14 protein-coding genes and 1 tRNA gene are annotated in these 15,475 nt (G+C 56.8%); 8 read left to right on the forward strand and 7 right to left on the reverse strand.

The window, feature by feature from the left end:
• The first annotated feature begins 13 nt into the window (after positions 1-13).
• The gene (gene coaD / locus ABRP98_RS05060) at positions 14-487 is read left to right on the forward strand and encodes a pantetheine-phosphate adenylyltransferase (protein ID WP_349857853.1); all 474 of its coding nucleotides are present in this window, start codon (positions 14-16) and stop codon (positions 485-487) included.
• Positions 484-1,230 (forward strand): TSUP family transporter, encoded by a 747-nt coding sequence (locus tag ABRP98_RS05065; protein WP_349857855.1) that lies wholly within the window; start codon positions 484-486, stop codon positions 1,228-1,230. The genes coaD and ABRP98_RS05065 overlap by 4 nt, the downstream gene beginning before the upstream one ends.
• Before the next feature lie 28 nt (positions 1,231-1,258).
• Here ABRP98_RS05065 and ABRP98_RS05070 read toward each other — a convergent pair whose 3' ends face one another.
• The 5 genes from ABRP98_RS05070 to ABRP98_RS05090 all read right to left on the reverse strand — a co-directional run bounded on the left by ABRP98_RS05070 (position 1,259) and on the right by ABRP98_RS05090 (position 5,130).
• Positions 1,259-2,023, reverse strand: a complete 765-nt coding sequence (locus ABRP98_RS05070) for an amino acid ABC transporter ATP-binding protein (protein WP_284770511.1) — start codon at positions 2,021-2,023, stop codon at positions 1,259-1,261.
• Positions 2,023-2,976 carry an amino acid ABC transporter permease gene (locus ABRP98_RS05075; RefSeq protein WP_284783040.1) on the reverse strand — a complete coding sequence of 318 codons (954 nt, stop codon included), beginning with the start codon at positions 2,974-2,976 and terminating at the stop codon, positions 2,023-2,025. Before ABRP98_RS05075 ends, ABRP98_RS05070 begins: the two co-directional genes overlap by 1 nt.
• On the reverse strand, positions 2,969-3,856 hold the full coding sequence (locus tag ABRP98_RS05080) for an ABC transporter substrate-binding protein (RefSeq protein ID WP_278722515.1): 888 nt from the start codon (positions 3,854-3,856) through the stop codon (positions 2,969-2,971). Before ABRP98_RS05080 ends, ABRP98_RS05075 begins: the two co-directional genes overlap by 8 nt.
• Positions 3,856-4,692 (reverse strand): DUF368 domain-containing protein, encoded by an 837-nt coding sequence (locus tag ABRP98_RS05085; protein WP_349857857.1) that lies wholly within the window; start codon positions 4,690-4,692, stop codon positions 3,856-3,858. Before ABRP98_RS05085 ends, ABRP98_RS05080 begins: the two co-directional genes overlap by 1 nt.
• Before the next feature lie 364 nt (positions 4,693-5,056).
• Positions 5,057-5,130: transfer RNA gene (locus ABRP98_RS05090), tRNA-Leu, on the reverse strand.
• Between the two features lie 144 nt (positions 5,131-5,274).
• On the opposite strand from ABRP98_RS05090, the gene polA reads away from it, so the two are divergent.
• The 4 genes from polA to ABRP98_RS05110 all read left to right on the forward strand — a co-directional run bounded on the left by polA (position 5,275) and on the right by ABRP98_RS05110 (position 9,284).
• Positions 5,275-7,923 (forward strand): DNA polymerase I, encoded by a 2,649-nt coding sequence (gene polA / locus ABRP98_RS05095; RefSeq protein ID WP_349857900.1) that lies wholly within the window; start codon positions 5,275-5,277, stop codon positions 7,921-7,923.
• A 4-nt stretch (positions 7,924-7,927) separates the two neighbouring features.
• Positions 7,928-8,482: a hypothetical protein gene (locus ABRP98_RS05100; protein WP_349857859.1), complete on the forward strand. Its 555-nt coding sequence runs from the start codon at positions 7,928-7,930 to the stop codon at positions 8,480-8,482.
• A gap of 90 nt (positions 8,483-8,572) precedes the next feature.
• Positions 8,573-8,731, forward strand: a complete 159-nt coding sequence (locus ABRP98_RS05105; RefSeq protein WP_349857861.1) for a hypothetical protein — start codon at positions 8,573-8,575, stop codon at positions 8,729-8,731.
• Positions 8,721-9,284 carry a hypothetical protein gene (locus tag ABRP98_RS05110; RefSeq protein ID WP_349857863.1) on the forward strand — a complete coding sequence of 188 codons (564 nt, stop codon included), beginning with the start codon at positions 8,721-8,723 and terminating at the stop codon, positions 9,282-9,284. The genes ABRP98_RS05105 and ABRP98_RS05110 overlap by 11 nt, the downstream gene beginning before the upstream one ends.
• A gap of 846 nt (positions 9,285-10,130) precedes the next feature.
• Here ABRP98_RS05110 and ABRP98_RS05115 read toward each other — a convergent pair.
• On the reverse strand, positions 10,131-10,598 hold the full coding sequence (locus tag ABRP98_RS05115) for an RDD family protein (RefSeq protein ID WP_349857864.1): 468 nt from the start codon (positions 10,596-10,598) through the stop codon (positions 10,131-10,133).
• 10 nt (positions 10,599-10,608) lie between these two features.
• Entirely contained in the window at positions 10,609-11,340 is a 732-nt protein-coding gene (locus tag ABRP98_RS05120) for a class I SAM-dependent methyltransferase (RefSeq protein WP_349857866.1), read from the reverse strand.
• Between the two features lie 249 nt (positions 11,341-11,589).
• Between ABRP98_RS05120 and rpsA the strand changes: the two genes are divergently transcribed.
• On the forward strand, positions 11,590-13,053 hold the full coding sequence (rpsA, locus tag ABRP98_RS05125) for a 30S ribosomal protein S1 (protein WP_349857868.1): 1,464 nt from the start codon (positions 11,590-11,592) through the stop codon (positions 13,051-13,053).
• A gap of 314 nt (positions 13,054-13,367) precedes the next feature.
• Positions 13,368-15,416, forward strand: coding sequence for a glucose PTS transporter subunit IIA (locus ABRP98_RS05130; RefSeq protein WP_349857869.1), 2,049 nt, complete (start codon positions 13,368-13,370; stop codon positions 15,414-15,416).
• Positions 15,417-15,475 lie beyond the last annotated feature (59 nt).

Raw genomic sequence — 15,475 nt, forward strand, 5'->3', positions numbered from 1 at the left:
AAAGCGATATTTTATGACCACAGCCGTGTGTCCCGGGTCTTTTGATCCCATCACTCTTGGCCACGTCAATATTTTTGAGCGCGCCAGCCAGATGTTTGATGAGGTTACGGTGCTTGTTACTGGCAACCCAGAAAAGCCTTCCGGGTTATTTAGCGTGCACGAGCGCATGGACCTCATCCGCCAGAGCGTGGGTTCGCGCATTAACGTGGATTATTGGTCCGGCCTGCTCGTGGACTATACCTCGCAGCACGGCGTTGACGTTTTGGTCAAGGGACTGCGTTCTTCCTTGGACTATGAATACGAACTGCCGATGGCGCAGATGAACAGGCGCTTGTCCGGCATCGATACGGTCTTTTTGCTTACCGATGAAAAGTACGGCTACATCAGCTCTTCGCTGTGCAAGCAGGTCGCGCAATTCGGCGGTGAGGTCACCGGCATGCTTCCTGATCCGGTAGTACAAGCGGTGAAGGAAAAATACCGCCGATGATATTGGCGCTGATTATTTTTGCCGTCGTTGTCGCGGGATCCACCTTGCAACGCGTCTCCGGCATGGGGCTTGGCCTTATTGGTGGGCCAATTCTGATGCTGGTCATGGGCCCGGTAGAAGGCATCCTCGTGATCAACGTCTTGGCGGCGGTCAATGCTCTGCTTACCACGGTGACTGTTCGCCGCAATGTCAGCTGGAGAATGTTTGGGCTCATCGCGCCCGTCATGATTATCGGTTCTCTGGCGGCCGCAGCGTTGATTAGCAAGATCGATACCGCAGGGCTTTTGATAGTGGTGGGTGCAGCGCTTCTTATCGCCTTGGCGGTGGTGACTTACGGTGGTAAGTTCGTCCCGCCGATGGAAGGCAAGGGCCCGGCCATTTCTGCGGGCATCCTTGGCGGTTTTACCAATACCCTGGCGGGAGTGGCAGGCCCGGTCATTACCGTCTACGCCCAGGCGGCCAAATGGCCGCAAGCCATGTATACGGCGACCTTGCAGCCGATTTTTGTGGTGGGTGGAATCTTTTCCGTTATCACCAAGACCGCGCTCGGTGCTGCGACATTCGATGGCCTGCCCTGGATCATGTGGCCCGCAGGCATTGCCGGAATGTTCATCGGCATCTGGCTGGGCTCGCGCATCGCGCATGTAGTCTCCAGGGATATTGCGCGAGCATTGTCGCTATCGGTGGCTAGCCTCGGCGCTCTCAGTGCGCTGATTCGTGGCGTCGTCACCTACGGTGCCTAGGCGGCGACTGGCACCGCGCTATACCCGCTTAAAGCAGGGAGGACAAGAACTCCTTGGTGCGCGGCTGCTGTGGATTCTCAAGCACTTCAGCCGGGGTACCGGATTCTAGGACTACGCCGCCATCCATGAAGAAGATTTTATCGGCCACCTCGCGCGCAAAACCCATCTCGTGGGTAACCACGAGCATGGTCATGCCCTGGGCCGCGAGATCCTTCATGACGCGAAGGACCTCGCCAACGAGCTCGGGATCGAGGGCGGAAGTGGGTTCATCGAAAAGCATGAGCTTGGGGTCCATCGCCACGGCGCGGGCGATGGCAACGCGCTGCTGCTGGCCACCAGAAAGCTGAACCGGGAAGTTATCGGCCTTGGAAGCAAGTCCCACCTCCTCTAAAAGCTCCATGGCACGCTTCCGGGCCTTATCCTCCGGTACCTTCTTGACCTGCATTGGTGCTTCAATGATGTTTTCAATCACCGTGCGGTGGGGAAAGAGATTGAAAGATTGGAATACCATGCCGATATCGGAGCGCTGCTGTGCAGCTTGCTTCTCGCTGATTTCGTACAGGATTCCGTTCTTTTCGCGGTAGCCAATGAGCTCACCATCGACATAAAGGCGGCCCGCCGTGGCCTTATCCAGGTGGTTGACGCAGCGCAGGAAGGTTGATTTACCGGATCCGGAAGGGCCCAATAGGCAGGCAACCTCGCCGGGTTGGACCTCTAAGTCGATGCCCTTGAGCACCTCGAATTGGCCGAAGGATTTGTGCACATTCTGTGCGGAGATCATGGGAGTGTTCATTAGTTTTTACCCTCCTGGATTACGGAGACGTTGCGGGGGATAGTACCTTCGGCATCGGCAAGCGCGGCAAGTTGGCGCCCGGTGAGCTCGCGGGTGGCGCCACGCTCGAAATGGCGCTCGAGGAAGTACTGGCCCACCATGAGCAGGGAAGTAATGACCAAGTACCACGAGGCAGCCACCATCAAGAGCGGAATGGGCTGGAAGAGGGCTGCGGAAATGTCCGTAGCGCGGCCGAAGATCTCGTGGGTATAGGGGATAGCTACCACCAGTGACGAAGTCTTGAGCAGGGAAATGAACTCATTGCCAGTCGGTGGGATGATAATGCGCATCGCCTGCGGCAATACGGTGCGCCGCATGGTCATCCACCAAGACATGCCGAGGGCTTTGGACGCTTCCTTTTGGCCTTCTGGCACCGAGGAAATGCCAGAGCGCACGATTTCTGCCATATAGGCGGCCTCATTGAGACCCAAGCCCATGACTGCCAAGAAAAAGGCATTGGTTAACACGCTTTGCAGGGAGACCTCTGCAAAGCCCAAGTTGATGGATTGATAAATCGCAGATAGCAAGCCCCAGAAGACAAGCTGGACATAAATCGGGGTGCCGCGAAAAATCCACAGGAAGATCCAGGAAATGGCGCGCAGGATGGGATTGGGCGACATGCGCATCACGGCGAGGATGGCGCCGCCTACCACGCCAATGATCATGGACAAGATGGTGATCGCAATCGTGTGCAGGGAGGCGATAGCGATGCGCTGATCAAAGAGATACTGGAAGTACGTATCCCACCCGAAGGCCTCATTGCGCGCGGAGGCAATGACAAACCACAGACCAAGAATGAGCAACACGACCGCGCAGAGCCACCGCCAGGGGTGGCGCAGTGGCCGGGCTTCGATCTTAGCGGGTGCCTCCTGCTGTGCCGTGGGGCCGGCTGCCTCTTTGTGCTCGTTAACCATTGATGGGCCTTTCATTAATCATCGCCTGGTCTACTAATCCATCTTCAATTCCCCAGCGGGCCAAGATCTCCGCGTACTCACCGGTATCGATGAGGTGCTGGAGGGCAGCGGCTGAGGCCTTGGCCAAGTCCGAGTCCTTCGGGACCGCGAAGCCGTAAGGAGAGGCCTGGAACATATCGCCCACAGCGCGCATCTTTCCCTCGGAGCGATTGACCGCCCAAGCGGTCACCGGCGAGTCCGCGGATAAAGCATCGGCGCGGCCCATAAGGACGGCGAGCGCGGCGTTATCCCCAGTGTCATAGGACAAGACGGTGAGATCGCCATCGCAGGCTTCTTGCTTGGGGCGCACATCATCGGTCTCTGACACGGTGGTGCGCTGCACGGCGACGGTCAGACCGCAAGGGTTTTGGGGATCGACCTTATTGGGGCCATCGACAAGCTCTGCCCACTGGATGCCTGCATAGAGGTGGTCCACGAAGTCGAACTCATCGCGGCGATCGGCCGTATCCGTAAACCCGGAGGCGCCCATGTCTATCTGGCCGGACTGTACCGCCGGCAAGATCATGGAGAAGTCTTGCTCCAGCGCCTGGAATTTCAGGCCCAGCACCCCGGCTACGGCGCGGGCGAGGTCGAGCTCTACGCCCTGCAGATTGCCGTGGGAGTCCTTGAGCTGAAACGGGGCATAGGGCGGGTTCGTTCCTGCCGTGAGCACGCCGTCATCGTCGTGGTACATCGCGGCGATCTCTGGAACCTCGCTGGTTTCTGGCTCCTCCCAGCCCTCTGGAGTGGAATCCTCCTCGTTGACCACGCACGCGCTCAAGGGGAGTGCGCACGCCATGATGGCGGCCGTTAGTGGTCGATGATTAATCGCCCAGGGCATTAATATTCCGCCGTCCTTTCCTCGATGGCTTGCGCGTTCCTGCGGTCTACATAGATGAAGATGGACACGATAATGGCACCGAGGATGAAGTATCCGATGATGGCGCCCGAAGAAGCGTCCTGGTCAGCACCCCACGGCCACAGGGCGCGCAGGGATCCCAGCATGAAGCCCGCCATGGCGGCCAGGGTGGGCGCGCGGTGGGTGCTCAGCAAATAGTTGAGCAATTTGATGAAGGCGGCGAGGCCACACAGGGCACCCAGCGCAAAGACGCCCATGGTGCTTAATTCACGGTCCGATACTGCGCCAATGATCGGCTGGTAGAGCCCCATAGTCAGCAAGATGAGCGAGCCGGAAATACCCGGCAGAATTAGCGCGCATACAGCAATTGCTGCGGCAAAGAAGACCACGATGAGGCTCGGGTCATCTTGCGGCTCGGAGGTAAAGCCCGTGACGATGAAAATCAGGACGGCAGCAGCGATAAACGCGATGATGGACGAGGGGGCGGTGCGCTCCGCCTTAGACAACATGGAAAGCGGAACGATGATGGAGATGATCACCATGCCTAAAAAGAGGGCGCTGGAGGCAGAGACATTGTTGTCGACGAAGTTAGATAGGAGCGTGGAAAAGCCGAATACGGCGATCAGCATGCCGACGGCAACTGAGGCTAGAAAGGACCACTCGACCTTTTTAAAGTTGCCGGAGATGAGGTCATTGGCATTGCGGACGGCGCGCTCATAAATCCCCACGATGAGGGCGACGGTTCCGCCGGAGATGCCGGGAACCAGCTCGGCCATACCGATGAGGGCGCCACGAATGGCGTTCAAAATATAGTGCATAAATTAAAAATCTACCTGGGTATAAGACAAGACTGCGGTTGACGGGCCACTCGGGATGTCAAAAACTCTTTGCTCAAGACCGTACGGCGAGGTGTAGCACCGCCCGCGGTGGGTTAGGCCTGCATATCTTTCATTACTTTAACGGTTATCCACCTTATATGAGACAGGCTTGTGCTTAAAGTCTCGAGGTAAGAAGGCGTTATTTTGCAGCAGTTAGGCTTCTCGGGCGTTGTGTAAATATGCAATTCGCGGAAGGATATAAGCTGAATCGAGGCCGCTGTAGGGGACATAGGGAACTAGGCGGCATGACGAAACCCCGCTTCCTTCGTGGATATATTTCCGGAAAGAAGCGGGGGTTGTACTGTGCCCCTGGTGAGACTCGAACTCACACTGGACGGGTTTTGAATCCGTTGCCTCTGCCAATTGGGCTACAGGGGCAATCAAAAGCGAGCGCCTTTGACTGTTGGAAATACTAGCGCAGGGGTTGGCGCAATTCCTAATTGGGGTCCCTTTCCGGTGAAAAGGCCTGCTCAAGACGGTGGGGTTGGGCGGGGTATCGCCGTGTCCATTGTGTTGCCTAATATGGGGCAGGTGACTTCCAATAAGACCCGCCTTTTGCTCATTGACGGCCATTCGATGGCATTTCGTGCCTTTTATGCCCTGCCGGTGGAAAACTTTTCTACCTCCGGCGGCCAGCACACCAACGCCGTGTATGGCTTTTTATCCATGCTGTCCAATATCGTCTCTGAGGAAAAGCCGGATGCTATCGCGGTGGCCTTTGACGTCGGCCGGAAGACTTTCCGTACGGAGATGTTCCCGGAATATAAGGCGCAGCGAGAGGCCGCGCCGGAAGAATTTAAGGGCCAAGTAGACATCATTCGCGATACCTTGGAGACCTTGGGAATTACGACGCTCTCGCGTGAAAATTACGAGGCCGACGATATTTTGGCAACCCTTGCCACCCAGGCACAGGACTACGAGACGCTGATTGTCACTGGCGACCGCGATTACCTGCAGCTGGTTACGGATTCGACCACGGTGCTCTATCCCATGAAGGGAGTATCCACGCTGCACCGGTTTACCCCAGAGGCCGTCGAGGATAAATACGGGCTTACCCCCGCGCAGTATCCCGACTTTGCTGCCTTGCGCGGCGATCCATCCGATAACCTCCCTGGCATCCCCAAGGTGGGAGAAAAAACTGCCACCAAGTGGGTAGTCAAGTATGGAGACTTGGCTACATTGGTAGAGCACGCCGAGGAAATCAACGGCGTGGTGGGAAATAACTTCCGCGAACGCATCGAGCAGGTGCAGATGAACCGGAAGCTCACCCAGATGATTACAGACATGGACTTAGATGTTGGCCCTGATGATCTGGCCTTTAGGGAAGCCAAGGTTGCCGATGTCGCCGCGAAGTTCGATGAGCTGGAGTTTGGCACCAACCTGCGCGACCGTGTCTTATCCGCCATCCCCAACGATGGTGCAGAGGCTGCTGAGCAAGCCGCGGACACCCCAGGCGTAGAGCTCACTATCGAAGACGCCTCCTTGAGCGAGTGGCTACCTGGCCGCGAGCACGTAGCTGTGTATGTGCAGGGCGAGGGCATCCCAAGTCAGGGTGATGCTTCTGCCATCGCGTTTGTGGACCGCAACTACCACGGCCTGCAGGTGGAGCTTGGGGAACTTTCCGCCGATGAGGAAAAGGCCTTGGTCCAGTGGCTAGAATCGTCGGCCCCTAAGTATTTCCACGCCGCGAAGGCCGCGTTCCACATGCTGGCAGGGCGCGGCATTGAGCTCGACGGGCTTGCGCACGATACGGCCTTGGCGGCGTATATCCTGCGCCCAGGCCAGCGTACCTACGAGCTTTCCGATGTCTACCAGCGCCACCTTCAAAAGTCCCTCGGCGCCGCCTCGGAGCAGATGTCGCTGCTCGATAGTTCCTCCCTGGTAGATCAGGCGGCGGCAATCATGGAGCTGGCGGAAAAACTCACCGCGGAGCTGCAGGACATCGACTCGTTCGAGTTGTACACCGACCTGGAACTGCCGCTGGTGACCATCCTGGCACGCATGGAGGCTACGGGCATTGCGGTCGATGTAGACATTTTGGAAACCCAAAAGGATGCCTTTGTGGAGCAGGTCGCGGAACAGGAACGCTCCGCGCGGGAGCTTGCCGGCGATGACAAGCTCAACTTGAATTCGCCTAAGCAGCTGCAAAACGTACTTTTTGAGACCTTCGATATGCCCAAGACGAAAAAGACGAAGACGGGCTACTCCACGGCCGCGAAGGAAATCGAGCAGCTGGCCATCAAGCACCCGCACCCGTTCTTGGATCACCTTTTGGCTCACCGCGAGTACCAAAAGATGAAGACCACGCTGGAGGGCCTCATCAAGACCGTCCAACCGGATGGCCGCATCCACACCACTTTTAACCAGACGGTGACTTCGACGGGGCGTTTGTCCTCGACGGAGCCCAACCTGCAAAACATCCCGGTGCGCACTGAGGCCGGTCGCCAGATTCGCTCGGCGTTTATCGTGGGAGAGGGATTTGAGCAGCTAATGACCGCGGACTACTCGCAGATTGAAATGCGCGTGATGGCGCACCTCTCTGCCGATCCCGGGTTGATTGAGGCCTACAAGGCCGGCGAAGACCTGCACAATTTCGTTGGTTCTAGGGTCTTTGATGTGCCCGTTGACCAGGTGACCCCTGAGCTGCGCCGCCGGGTAAAGGCCATGTCTTATGGCTTGGTCTACGGTCTGTCCGCATTTGGGCTATCGCAGCAGCTGGGAATCCCTGCCGGTGAAGCCAAGTCGATTATGGAAAGCTACTTCGAGCGCTTTGGCGGTGTGAAGAAGTACCTGGATGATGTCGTGGAGCAAGCCCGCAAGGATGGTTATACGGCCACGCTCTTTGGCCGCCGCCGCTACCTGCCAGAGCTCAACTCCGATAACCGGCTGGCCCGCGAAAACGCGGAGCGCGCTGCGCTCAACGCCCCGATCCAGGGAACGGCCGCGGATATCATCAAGGTCGCGATGATTCGCGTGGACCGTGCGTTGCGAGACATGAAATCTCGTGTTTTGCTCCAGGTACACGATGAATTGGTGGTGGAAGTCGCCCCCGGCGAGGCCGATCAAGTCCGCGAGATTCTTGAGCGCGAGATGGATTCTGCCATCGAGCTGAACGTGCCACTCGAAGTCTCTGCCGGCGCCGGCACGGATTGGGACGCCGCGGCCCACTAGTTCGATGATGACGCTTAACCGGCGCGAGCGCGCCCGCATGCGCTTGGCCGCCCAGGGGCTTACGGCCCAGCGCTGGCGCACCGCTGCGGAGGCGGTTCGCGCCTTTGGCGTTACGCAAGGCCAGGACCTGCATTCGGTGCGCCGGTCCTTGGCGCTGCGCGCAGCGGATGAATCGGATAAGTCCGAGATCGTGCGCGGCTATGCTATGCGTAATACGTTGTTCGCCTCCTCAATCAAGGATATGGACCGGATAACTGGACTGTGCGCGAAACCGCGTGCAGGGGATGGAGCGATACGAGATACGGTGCTGGGGCTTACCGATGCTCCGTTGAAACGCGTGGAGTTAAAAGAACACGCAGTGCAGGTGCTGCCCGTGGTGGGCTTATGGCAGCTTGCATCCTTTAGTGTGGTGTGCCTGTGGCCTGGGGTAAGTCTCGAGTCGGTGCATAATGAGGCGACGATCGCGAGTACTTTTCGAATCAACTCTTACCTATCCTTGAAAGGAAATAGGGCCTGCCCCCGATATGTCCACTTAACGAGGATAACCTCACGGATTTGACAGTTGTGCAGGCATGAAAAACGTTGATAAGATCTTATTAGAGTGCTAAGAGGCGCTCATTCGTCCTTTCTAATCAGGGTAAAGACTTGGATGAAAACCATCGTCACCAGTGAGATAATGGCTACAATTCCTGCAGCTTTCACTTGGCCAGCAAAAGAGAAAAATGTAATTGCGGCGAATAGAGCTATTGCGAGAATCCGAGTCTTATTCATTCTGGAAACCTTTCAAGGAGATCTATATGACTATTAGCAACACTAAGAGACGTTGGATGACAATTGCAACGTCACTATTTTTGAGCTTGTCCGTAACGGCCGGCGCGGCCCCTGCTGCCATAAGCGCACCTGTTCCATCATCTCAGGGGATGGTTCAGCAACAAGAAGTTGACCCCGAGCTGGAAGAAGTCTTCATCTTCATCGAGTCTATTCCAGACGAGGTATTGCTGGATGAAGAAGCATATGACCAGTGGATTCAAGAAAATATGCCCACTAAATGGACGACTTCTGAAAGAGTGAATTGGGTTGCGTGCGGAGCTGCCGTCGGCGCAGCGCTCGTTGGAAGTTTGCCTCCAGCAAAGATCCTAAAGTTGAAGCAAACTTTCAAGGCGGCGGGAGGTGCAACAAAGTTCTTTAAAACGTTCAAGCCGGCCTACGATAAGGCACGAAACTCTGGAAAATCTTATGCGGATGCAGTAGGCGAAGGAGCGAAGGTAGCAGGAGGAGAATCCTGGCCAGAAATACAACAGGCTTTGTTGGACTTCTTTGCGGTCGGCGCAGTAGCTGGGGCTTGCGGGGTCGGAGAGTAGTAATACAAGAGACGTGTAGACACTGGGATTTTCTGACCGAAACTCCCAGTGTCTTTGTGTACGGTCGAGATTTGGGGTTAAGTAGCAAAAAAGGGGTGCGGACGAAATCTTGGAGGATTTCTCGCATATCTAATATTCGATACACGGATGCGCAACGGCTTAAGGCGTTAGACGTAGGGCCTGACCCCCGACGTATTTACTTTCCGGGGTCGGGCCCTCCTTTTATAGAACGCAACCAAAAATGCAGCATCGCTGTTATAGGATCTGCTGCCGAAAAGATACCTTCCGTTATACCGTATGGAGTCCAGTCGTCTGGAAGGCCTCTAATACTATCTGCGATTTTACCGAGAATCAATAAGCGAGATTCCTAGACAGCCTCGAGAATAATTATTACGTCTTCGCGAGTAGCATGGAATGAAGTCTCCCATTGGCTGCAGTTGCATCTTCTATGTAAGTCCAGTCATGGATTTCTCTCATGTCTTTCAAGAGATTATCAGCTGTCTTTTCATGGTTTTTCCGTACTCATAAACTTAATATTAATTTGATAGATCCTGTCAAGGTTTATCCTTTACCCCTTCGTAGCCGTTGGGGATCGAGTCCGGTCGTAAAAGAATCGGATCTAAACCAGGATGCTGCAAGGAGCGGTGAATGAGGATATGTTTATTTCGGTTTTGGGGATCCTAGCCTTAAGGTTTTCCTGGCGGCCGGAAATACCGCAGACGCCGATGAGAGCCCTCGGCGATACCGTAGGTAGGTGGCTAGGGTGATGATTGGGACTACCGTAGTGGCAGTGGCCTTTCCGTTTTCGTGGACGTTTGTAGCATTAACTATCGCTGCCGTAGTGTACTACCTCTGGCCGCGCATCGCGGTGGAATCCTCCTGAGGTCGCTTTTCCACTAAGCAGCCGGCCAAGAGGTCAAAGGGCGTTTGGCCGATGGCTAAAACAGAAAGGCCTAGAATCGCAACGATAATGCCGTCGATATTCCAGCCGGTAAGCGTCAGGGGCGTGAGCAGTAGCCACGAATTGCGCAGGCACGCGGTGACAAACGGCGAGCGGGCCGGGATGATTTCGAGCTGCATCGACCATTTGCCCAGGGAGGTAGACTTCTTCGTTTCCACCCACACGCGGTAGATATAAAAGACCACGGCGAGAGCGACGGCCTCATAGATTTCTTGGGGGCGGCCGGCTAAGGGGGCATCGGCAAGAGCATTAATCACCCACCGCACCACGGTGACGATGGCGGCGACGAGAAAGGCGTCGATCCACCACGCCACGGCGCGGCGCAGGGCAATTCCTAGTCTTTCGACAATCATGTTCTCTAGGTTAGCTGTATGCGCGGCACATGAAAATCATGCTGCCTGGGAAAATTTCTCCGCGCTGCGGGGACCACTGGCCCCACGTGATGTCCAAGCCTTCGGGCCATTCCGGTTCGATGATGTCCTCGATGAGGAATGGTCCGCGACCTTGGAGCGCGCGGAACCAATCGCTGATGGTGCGGTGAAATTCGGCATAGGTTAGCGTCCCGGCGGAATCGTGTTCCAGATAGGCGCGGTCGAAATAACTTATCTCAGCGGTGAGGCTGGTGGGATCATCGGGGAAGATCCAGCGCATTGGGTGGGTCACGGAGAATACGAAGCGTCCACCTGGGCGCACCACGCGGGCAACCTCCGCGAGCGCGGCATCGAGATCGGCAAGGAAAGGAAATGCGCCGAATGCAGAGAATGCCACGTCAAAGGAATCAGTGGCGTAGGGCAGTGCCAGCGCATCGGCTTGGATGAGCGCCAACCCGGGATCTGCGTGGGAGAGCATGCCGCGGGAAATATCGCAGCCGGTGACAAAGCGGGCGCGGGTGCTGAGCCACTGGGTGCAGGCAGCAGACCCGCAGCCGATTTCGAGGACAGAGGCGGAGGAGACATCGCCAAGCAACTGCGCATCGGCCTCGTGCAACATCTCCGGGCACCAGTAAAAAGAGGAGAGGTACTCGGGGTGCTCGGCATGGTAAGAGACCGCATCATCATCCCAGTGGGATTGATTGGCGCGAGAGGGCGAAGTCATTGGGGTGGGCTACCTTTCTTGGTGGCGTGCAATATTTGCCGTATAAGCTGGACAGATGTAGGCTCTTACAAGCATGTCTATGCCACGGGTTGTTGCAGGCTATTGTAGGAAAGCTTGGGGCAATCACGCGGCGGGATCGAATGCGGCCTCTATCTCCTGTATTTGTGCAGTGTAGACGGGCTTTTAATTCGAGAGACACGCAGTTGTCCACGAACGATTTCCTACATTTATTCGGAGCATTTTTACAATATGCCATCTTCTACTACCCCTCAGGTTGCGATCAACGATATCGGAACCGCAGAGGACTTCCTCGCAGCTGTAGACGCCACCATCAAGTACTTCAACGATGGTGACATTGTCGGGGGTACCGTCGTCAAGGTTGACCACGACGAGGTACTGCTGGACATCGGATACAAGACCGAAGGCGTTATCCCTTCCCGCGAGCTGTCCATCAAGCACGACGTCAACCCCGACGAAGTTGTCGAGGTTGGCGATGAGGTTGACGCACTTGTCCTGACCAAGGAGGACAAGGAAGGCCGCCTGATTCTGTCCAAGAAGCGCGCACAGTACGAGCGTGCTTGGGGCGCCATCGAGGAGCTGCAGGCCAAGGAAGAGCCGGTTACCGGTACCGTCATCGAGGTTGTCAAGGGCGGCCTCATCTTGGACATCGGCCTGCGCGGCTTCCTGCCTGCTTCCCTCGTTGAGATGCGTCGCGTCCGCGACCTGGATCCTTACATTGGCCAGGAGCTGGAAGCAAAGATCATCGAGCTGGACAAGCAGCGCAACAACGTTGTCCTGTCCCGCCGTGCATACCTGGAGCAGACCCAGTCCGAGGTCCGTTCCGAGTTCCTGCACCAGCTGCAGAAGGGTCAGGTCCGCAAGGGCGTTGTCTCTTCCATCGTCAACTTCGGCGCCTTCGTCGATCTTGGCGGCGTCGACGGCCTGGTCCACGTGTCCGAGCTGTCCTGGAAGCACATCGACCACCCATCTGAGGTTGTCACCGTTGGTGACGAGGTAACCGTTGAGGTTCTGGACGTTGATCTGGACCGCGAGCGCGTTTCCCTGTCCCTGAAGGCAACCCAGGAAGACCCATGGCGCGTCTTCGCCCGCACCCACGCTGTGGGCCAGATCGTTCCGGGCAAGGTCACCAAGCTGGTTCCGTTCGGTGCGTTCGTTCGCGTCGAGGAAGGCATCGAGGGCCTGGTTCACATCTCCGAGCTGGCTCAGCGCCACGTCGAGGTTCCGGACCAGGTTGTCACCGTTGGCCAGGAAGTTATGGTCAAGGTCATCGACATCGACCTCGAGCGTCGTCGTATCTCCTTGTCCGTCAAGCAGGCTGACGAGGACTACTCCGAAGAGTTCGATCCGTCCAAGTACGGCATGGCTGACTCCTACGACGAGCAGGGCAACTACGTGTTCCCAGAAGGCTTCGACCCGGACACCAACGAGTGGAAGGAAGGCTTCGACGAGCAGCGTCAGGCTTGGGAGGCACGCTACGCAGAATCCGAGCGCCGCTTCAACCTGCACACCGCTCAGATCGAGCGCAACCGCGCTGCGGCCGCAGAGGCTGCAGAGTCCGCTGAAGCATCCTCCAACTACTCTTCTGACTCCACCGATGCAGCTCCGGCATCGGAGACTCAGGCAGAGTCCGGCGGATCCTTGGCTTCTGACGAGCAGCTCGCCGCACTGCGCGACAAGCTCGCCGGCAACTAAGACGCCTTTGGGGTTTAGGGTGAGATAGTCCCTAACTCCACACAGCTGCACTAGCCGCGTCCTTCTCCTTTAGGGAGACAGGACGCGGCTTTGTGAGTTTTATGACAGTATATGCAAACGATTGCCTGTCACTTTTCGCTTGCTGGTTCCTTGACCTGCGGCGAAGTAATTTCGCCCGCAAAAAAGGCAACTATCCCCACTAAAGGCCACTAAATTGGACTTTTGTTTGTGTTGCCTATCACTTATAATCCAAGTGTGACGTAATGGCCGGTTGAGTACTGACTATTGTTTTGTCTTTATGCAAGGAGTATGAAGTGGCATCTGTTAAGGACACTTCCACACACATCATCGATAGCTTGGGCGGCGCCGATAACATCACATCGCTGACGCACTGCGCGACGCGCCTGCGTTTTCAACTCGCTGATGTGGGGAAAGTAGATCAGGAAAAGCTGGAAAGCGATACGGCCGTTCTCGGTTCTGTTACGCAGGGTGCCCATGGCTACCAAGTAGTCATGGGCGGCGGCGTGGCTAACTACTACGGCGAAATCATCAAAGACCCCGGGGTAAGTCCCGCTGATGAGGAATCCTCCTCATCCAAGAAGAACTACGACGGCGTGCGCGGAAAGTACGACTGGATCGACTATTGCTTCGAGTTCCTCTCTGATACCTTCCGCCCGATTCTGTGGGCGCTGCTTGGTGCCTCCCTCATTATCACGCTGCTGGTACTGGCAGATACCGTTGGCATTCAAGACTTCCGCGCGCCGATGGAGGAGCAGCCTGAGGGCTTCCGCTTGGCCCACGCGATGTTCCAATCGGTCTTCTACTTCTTGCCGGTGATGGTGGGTGCCACCGCCGCGCAGAAGCTGGGTGCGAATATGTGGGTCTCGGCAGCCATTCCTGCCGCGCTTCTGACACCGGAGTTTATGTCCCTGGGTGAACAGGGCGATACCGTGAATGTATTCGGCCTGCCGCTGGTGATTAACTCTTACGGCTCCCAGGTATTCCCCCCGATCTTGGCCGCTATCGGCCTGTTCTGGGTGGAAAAGGGCTTGAAGAAGATCATCCCGAGCGCCGTGCACATGGTCTTCGTGCCGTTCTTCTCCCTGCTCATCATGATTCCGGCAACTGCCTTCCTGCTCGGTCCATTCGGCATCGGCGTGGGCAACGGTATCTCTTGGGTACTGTTCCAAATTAATGATTTCTCGCCGTTCATCTTGGCCATTGTCATTCCGCTGCTGTACCCATTCCTGGTGCCCATGGGCCTGCACTGGCCGCTCAACGTGATCATGATTCAAAACATCACGACCTACGGCTACGACTTCATTCAGGGCCCCATGGGTGCGTGGAACTTTGCTTGCTTCGGCGTCACCGGCGCCGTGATGGTCATTTCCATGAGGGAAAAGAACAACTCCATGCGCCAGGTCTCCGTCGGTGCCTTTGCAGCCGGCATGCTCGGCGGTATTTCGGAGCCGTCCCTCTACGGCATCTTGCTCCGCTTCCGCCGCACCTACTACCGCCTGCTGCCGGGTTGTGCCATCGGTGGCGCAGTGATGGGGCTTTTCGATGTCCGCGCTAACGCCTTCGTCTTCACCTCCATCTTGACCACCCCAGCCATGACCCCGCAGGTGGGCTACGTCATCGGCATCGCCGTGGCATTCTTCACCTCCTTCTCCCTCACGCTGCTGTTTGGTTACCGCACCGCAGAGGAAAAGCAGGCCGACCTCGAGCGCATCGCCCGCGAAAATAACGAGACCGTGGAAGAGGTTGCTAGCCGCTCCGAGTCCCGCATCATCGGAGGATCCGATGATGAGTCGGACGGTTCCGAGAATGCACAGGCTGCAGGGGTTGCTGCTGCCACCGGAATCGCCACCAAGGAAGCAGAACAGGCAATCATCAAGCTGGACTCTCCTCTGGAGGGCGAGGCAGTGGACCTGTCCGAGGTACCGGATCCCATCTTCGCTGGCGCCAAGCTTGGGCCGGGCGCTGCCGTGAAGCCAACCGGCAATACCGTCTACGCGCCTGCCGATGGCACCGTGCTCACCGTCCAAAAGTCCGGCCACGCGATCGGTCTGAACCTGGATAACGGCGTACAGCTGCTCATCCATGTTGGCCTAGACACCGTGGAACTGGGCGGCGAGGGATTTGATGTCCACGTGGAAAAGAAGCAGCGCGTTTCCGCTGGCGATAAGCTCATCAGCTTTGACGCAGACTTCATCAAGTCCAAGGACTACAACCTGATTACCCCGGTCGTTGTTACTAACGCCAAGAAATTTGGTTCCGTGAGCGGCGCTACCGGCGCTGTCACCCCAAGCGATGAACTCTTGCAGGTTCATCCAAAGCCGGAAGAAGAACTCGAGTCCTAAAGGCACTCTTAAATTCCGCAGCAAGGAGCCCAGGCAGTCGTGCCGGGCTCCTTTTCGCG

It is taken from the genome of Corynebacterium sp. KPL2838, assembly GCF_040225455.1.
Taxonomy (GTDB): Bacteria; Actinomycetota; Actinomycetes; order Mycobacteriales; family Mycobacteriaceae; genus Corynebacterium; species Corynebacterium rhinophilum.

Excerpts from the sequence above, each read along its gene's own strand:
- ABRP98_RS05065 (WP_349857855.1), top strand. The coding sequence starts at position 484 with ATGATATTGGCGCTGATTATTTTTGCCGTCGTTGTCGCGGGATCCACC.
- ABRP98_RS05110 (WP_349857863.1), top strand. The coding sequence starts at position 8,721 with ATGACTATTAGCAACACTAAGAGACGTTGGATGACAATTGCAACGTCA.
- coaD (WP_349857853.1), top strand. The coding sequence starts at position 14 with ATGACCACAGCCGTGTGTCCCGGGTCTTTTGATCCCATCACTCTTGGC.
- ABRP98_RS05080 (WP_278722515.1), bottom strand. The coding sequence starts at position 3,856 with ATGCCCTGGGCGATTAATCATCGACCACTAACGGCCGCCATCATGGCG.
- polA (WP_349857900.1), top strand. The coding sequence starts at position 5,275 with ATGGGGCAGGTGACTTCCAATAAGACCCGCCTTTTGCTCATTGACGGC.
- ABRP98_RS05075 (WP_284783040.1), bottom strand. The coding sequence starts at position 2,976 with ATGGTTAACGAGCACAAAGAGGCAGCCGGCCCCACGGCACAGCAGGAG.
- ABRP98_RS05100 (WP_349857859.1), top strand. The coding sequence starts at position 7,928 with ATGATGACGCTTAACCGGCGCGAGCGCGCCCGCATGCGCTTGGCCGCC.
- ABRP98_RS05105 (WP_349857861.1), top strand. The coding sequence starts at position 8,573 with ATGAAAACCATCGTCACCAGTGAGATAATGGCTACAATTCCTGCAGCT.
- rpsA (WP_349857868.1), top strand. The coding sequence starts at position 11,590 with ATGCCATCTTCTACTACCCCTCAGGTTGCGATCAACGATATCGGAACC.
- ABRP98_RS05120 (WP_349857866.1), bottom strand. The coding sequence starts at position 11,340 with ATGACTTCGCCCTCTCGCGCCAATCAATCCCACTGGGATGATGATGCG.
- ABRP98_RS05070 (WP_284770511.1), bottom strand. The coding sequence starts at position 2,023 with ATGAACACTCCCATGATCTCCGCACAGAATGTGCACAAATCCTTCGGC.
- ABRP98_RS05115 (WP_349857864.1), bottom strand. The coding sequence starts at position 10,598 with ATGATTGTCGAAAGACTAGGAATTGCCCTGCGCCGCGCCGTGGCGTGG.
- ABRP98_RS05085 (WP_349857857.1), bottom strand. The coding sequence starts at position 4,692 with ATGCACTATATTTTGAACGCCATTCGTGGCGCCCTCATCGGTATGGCC.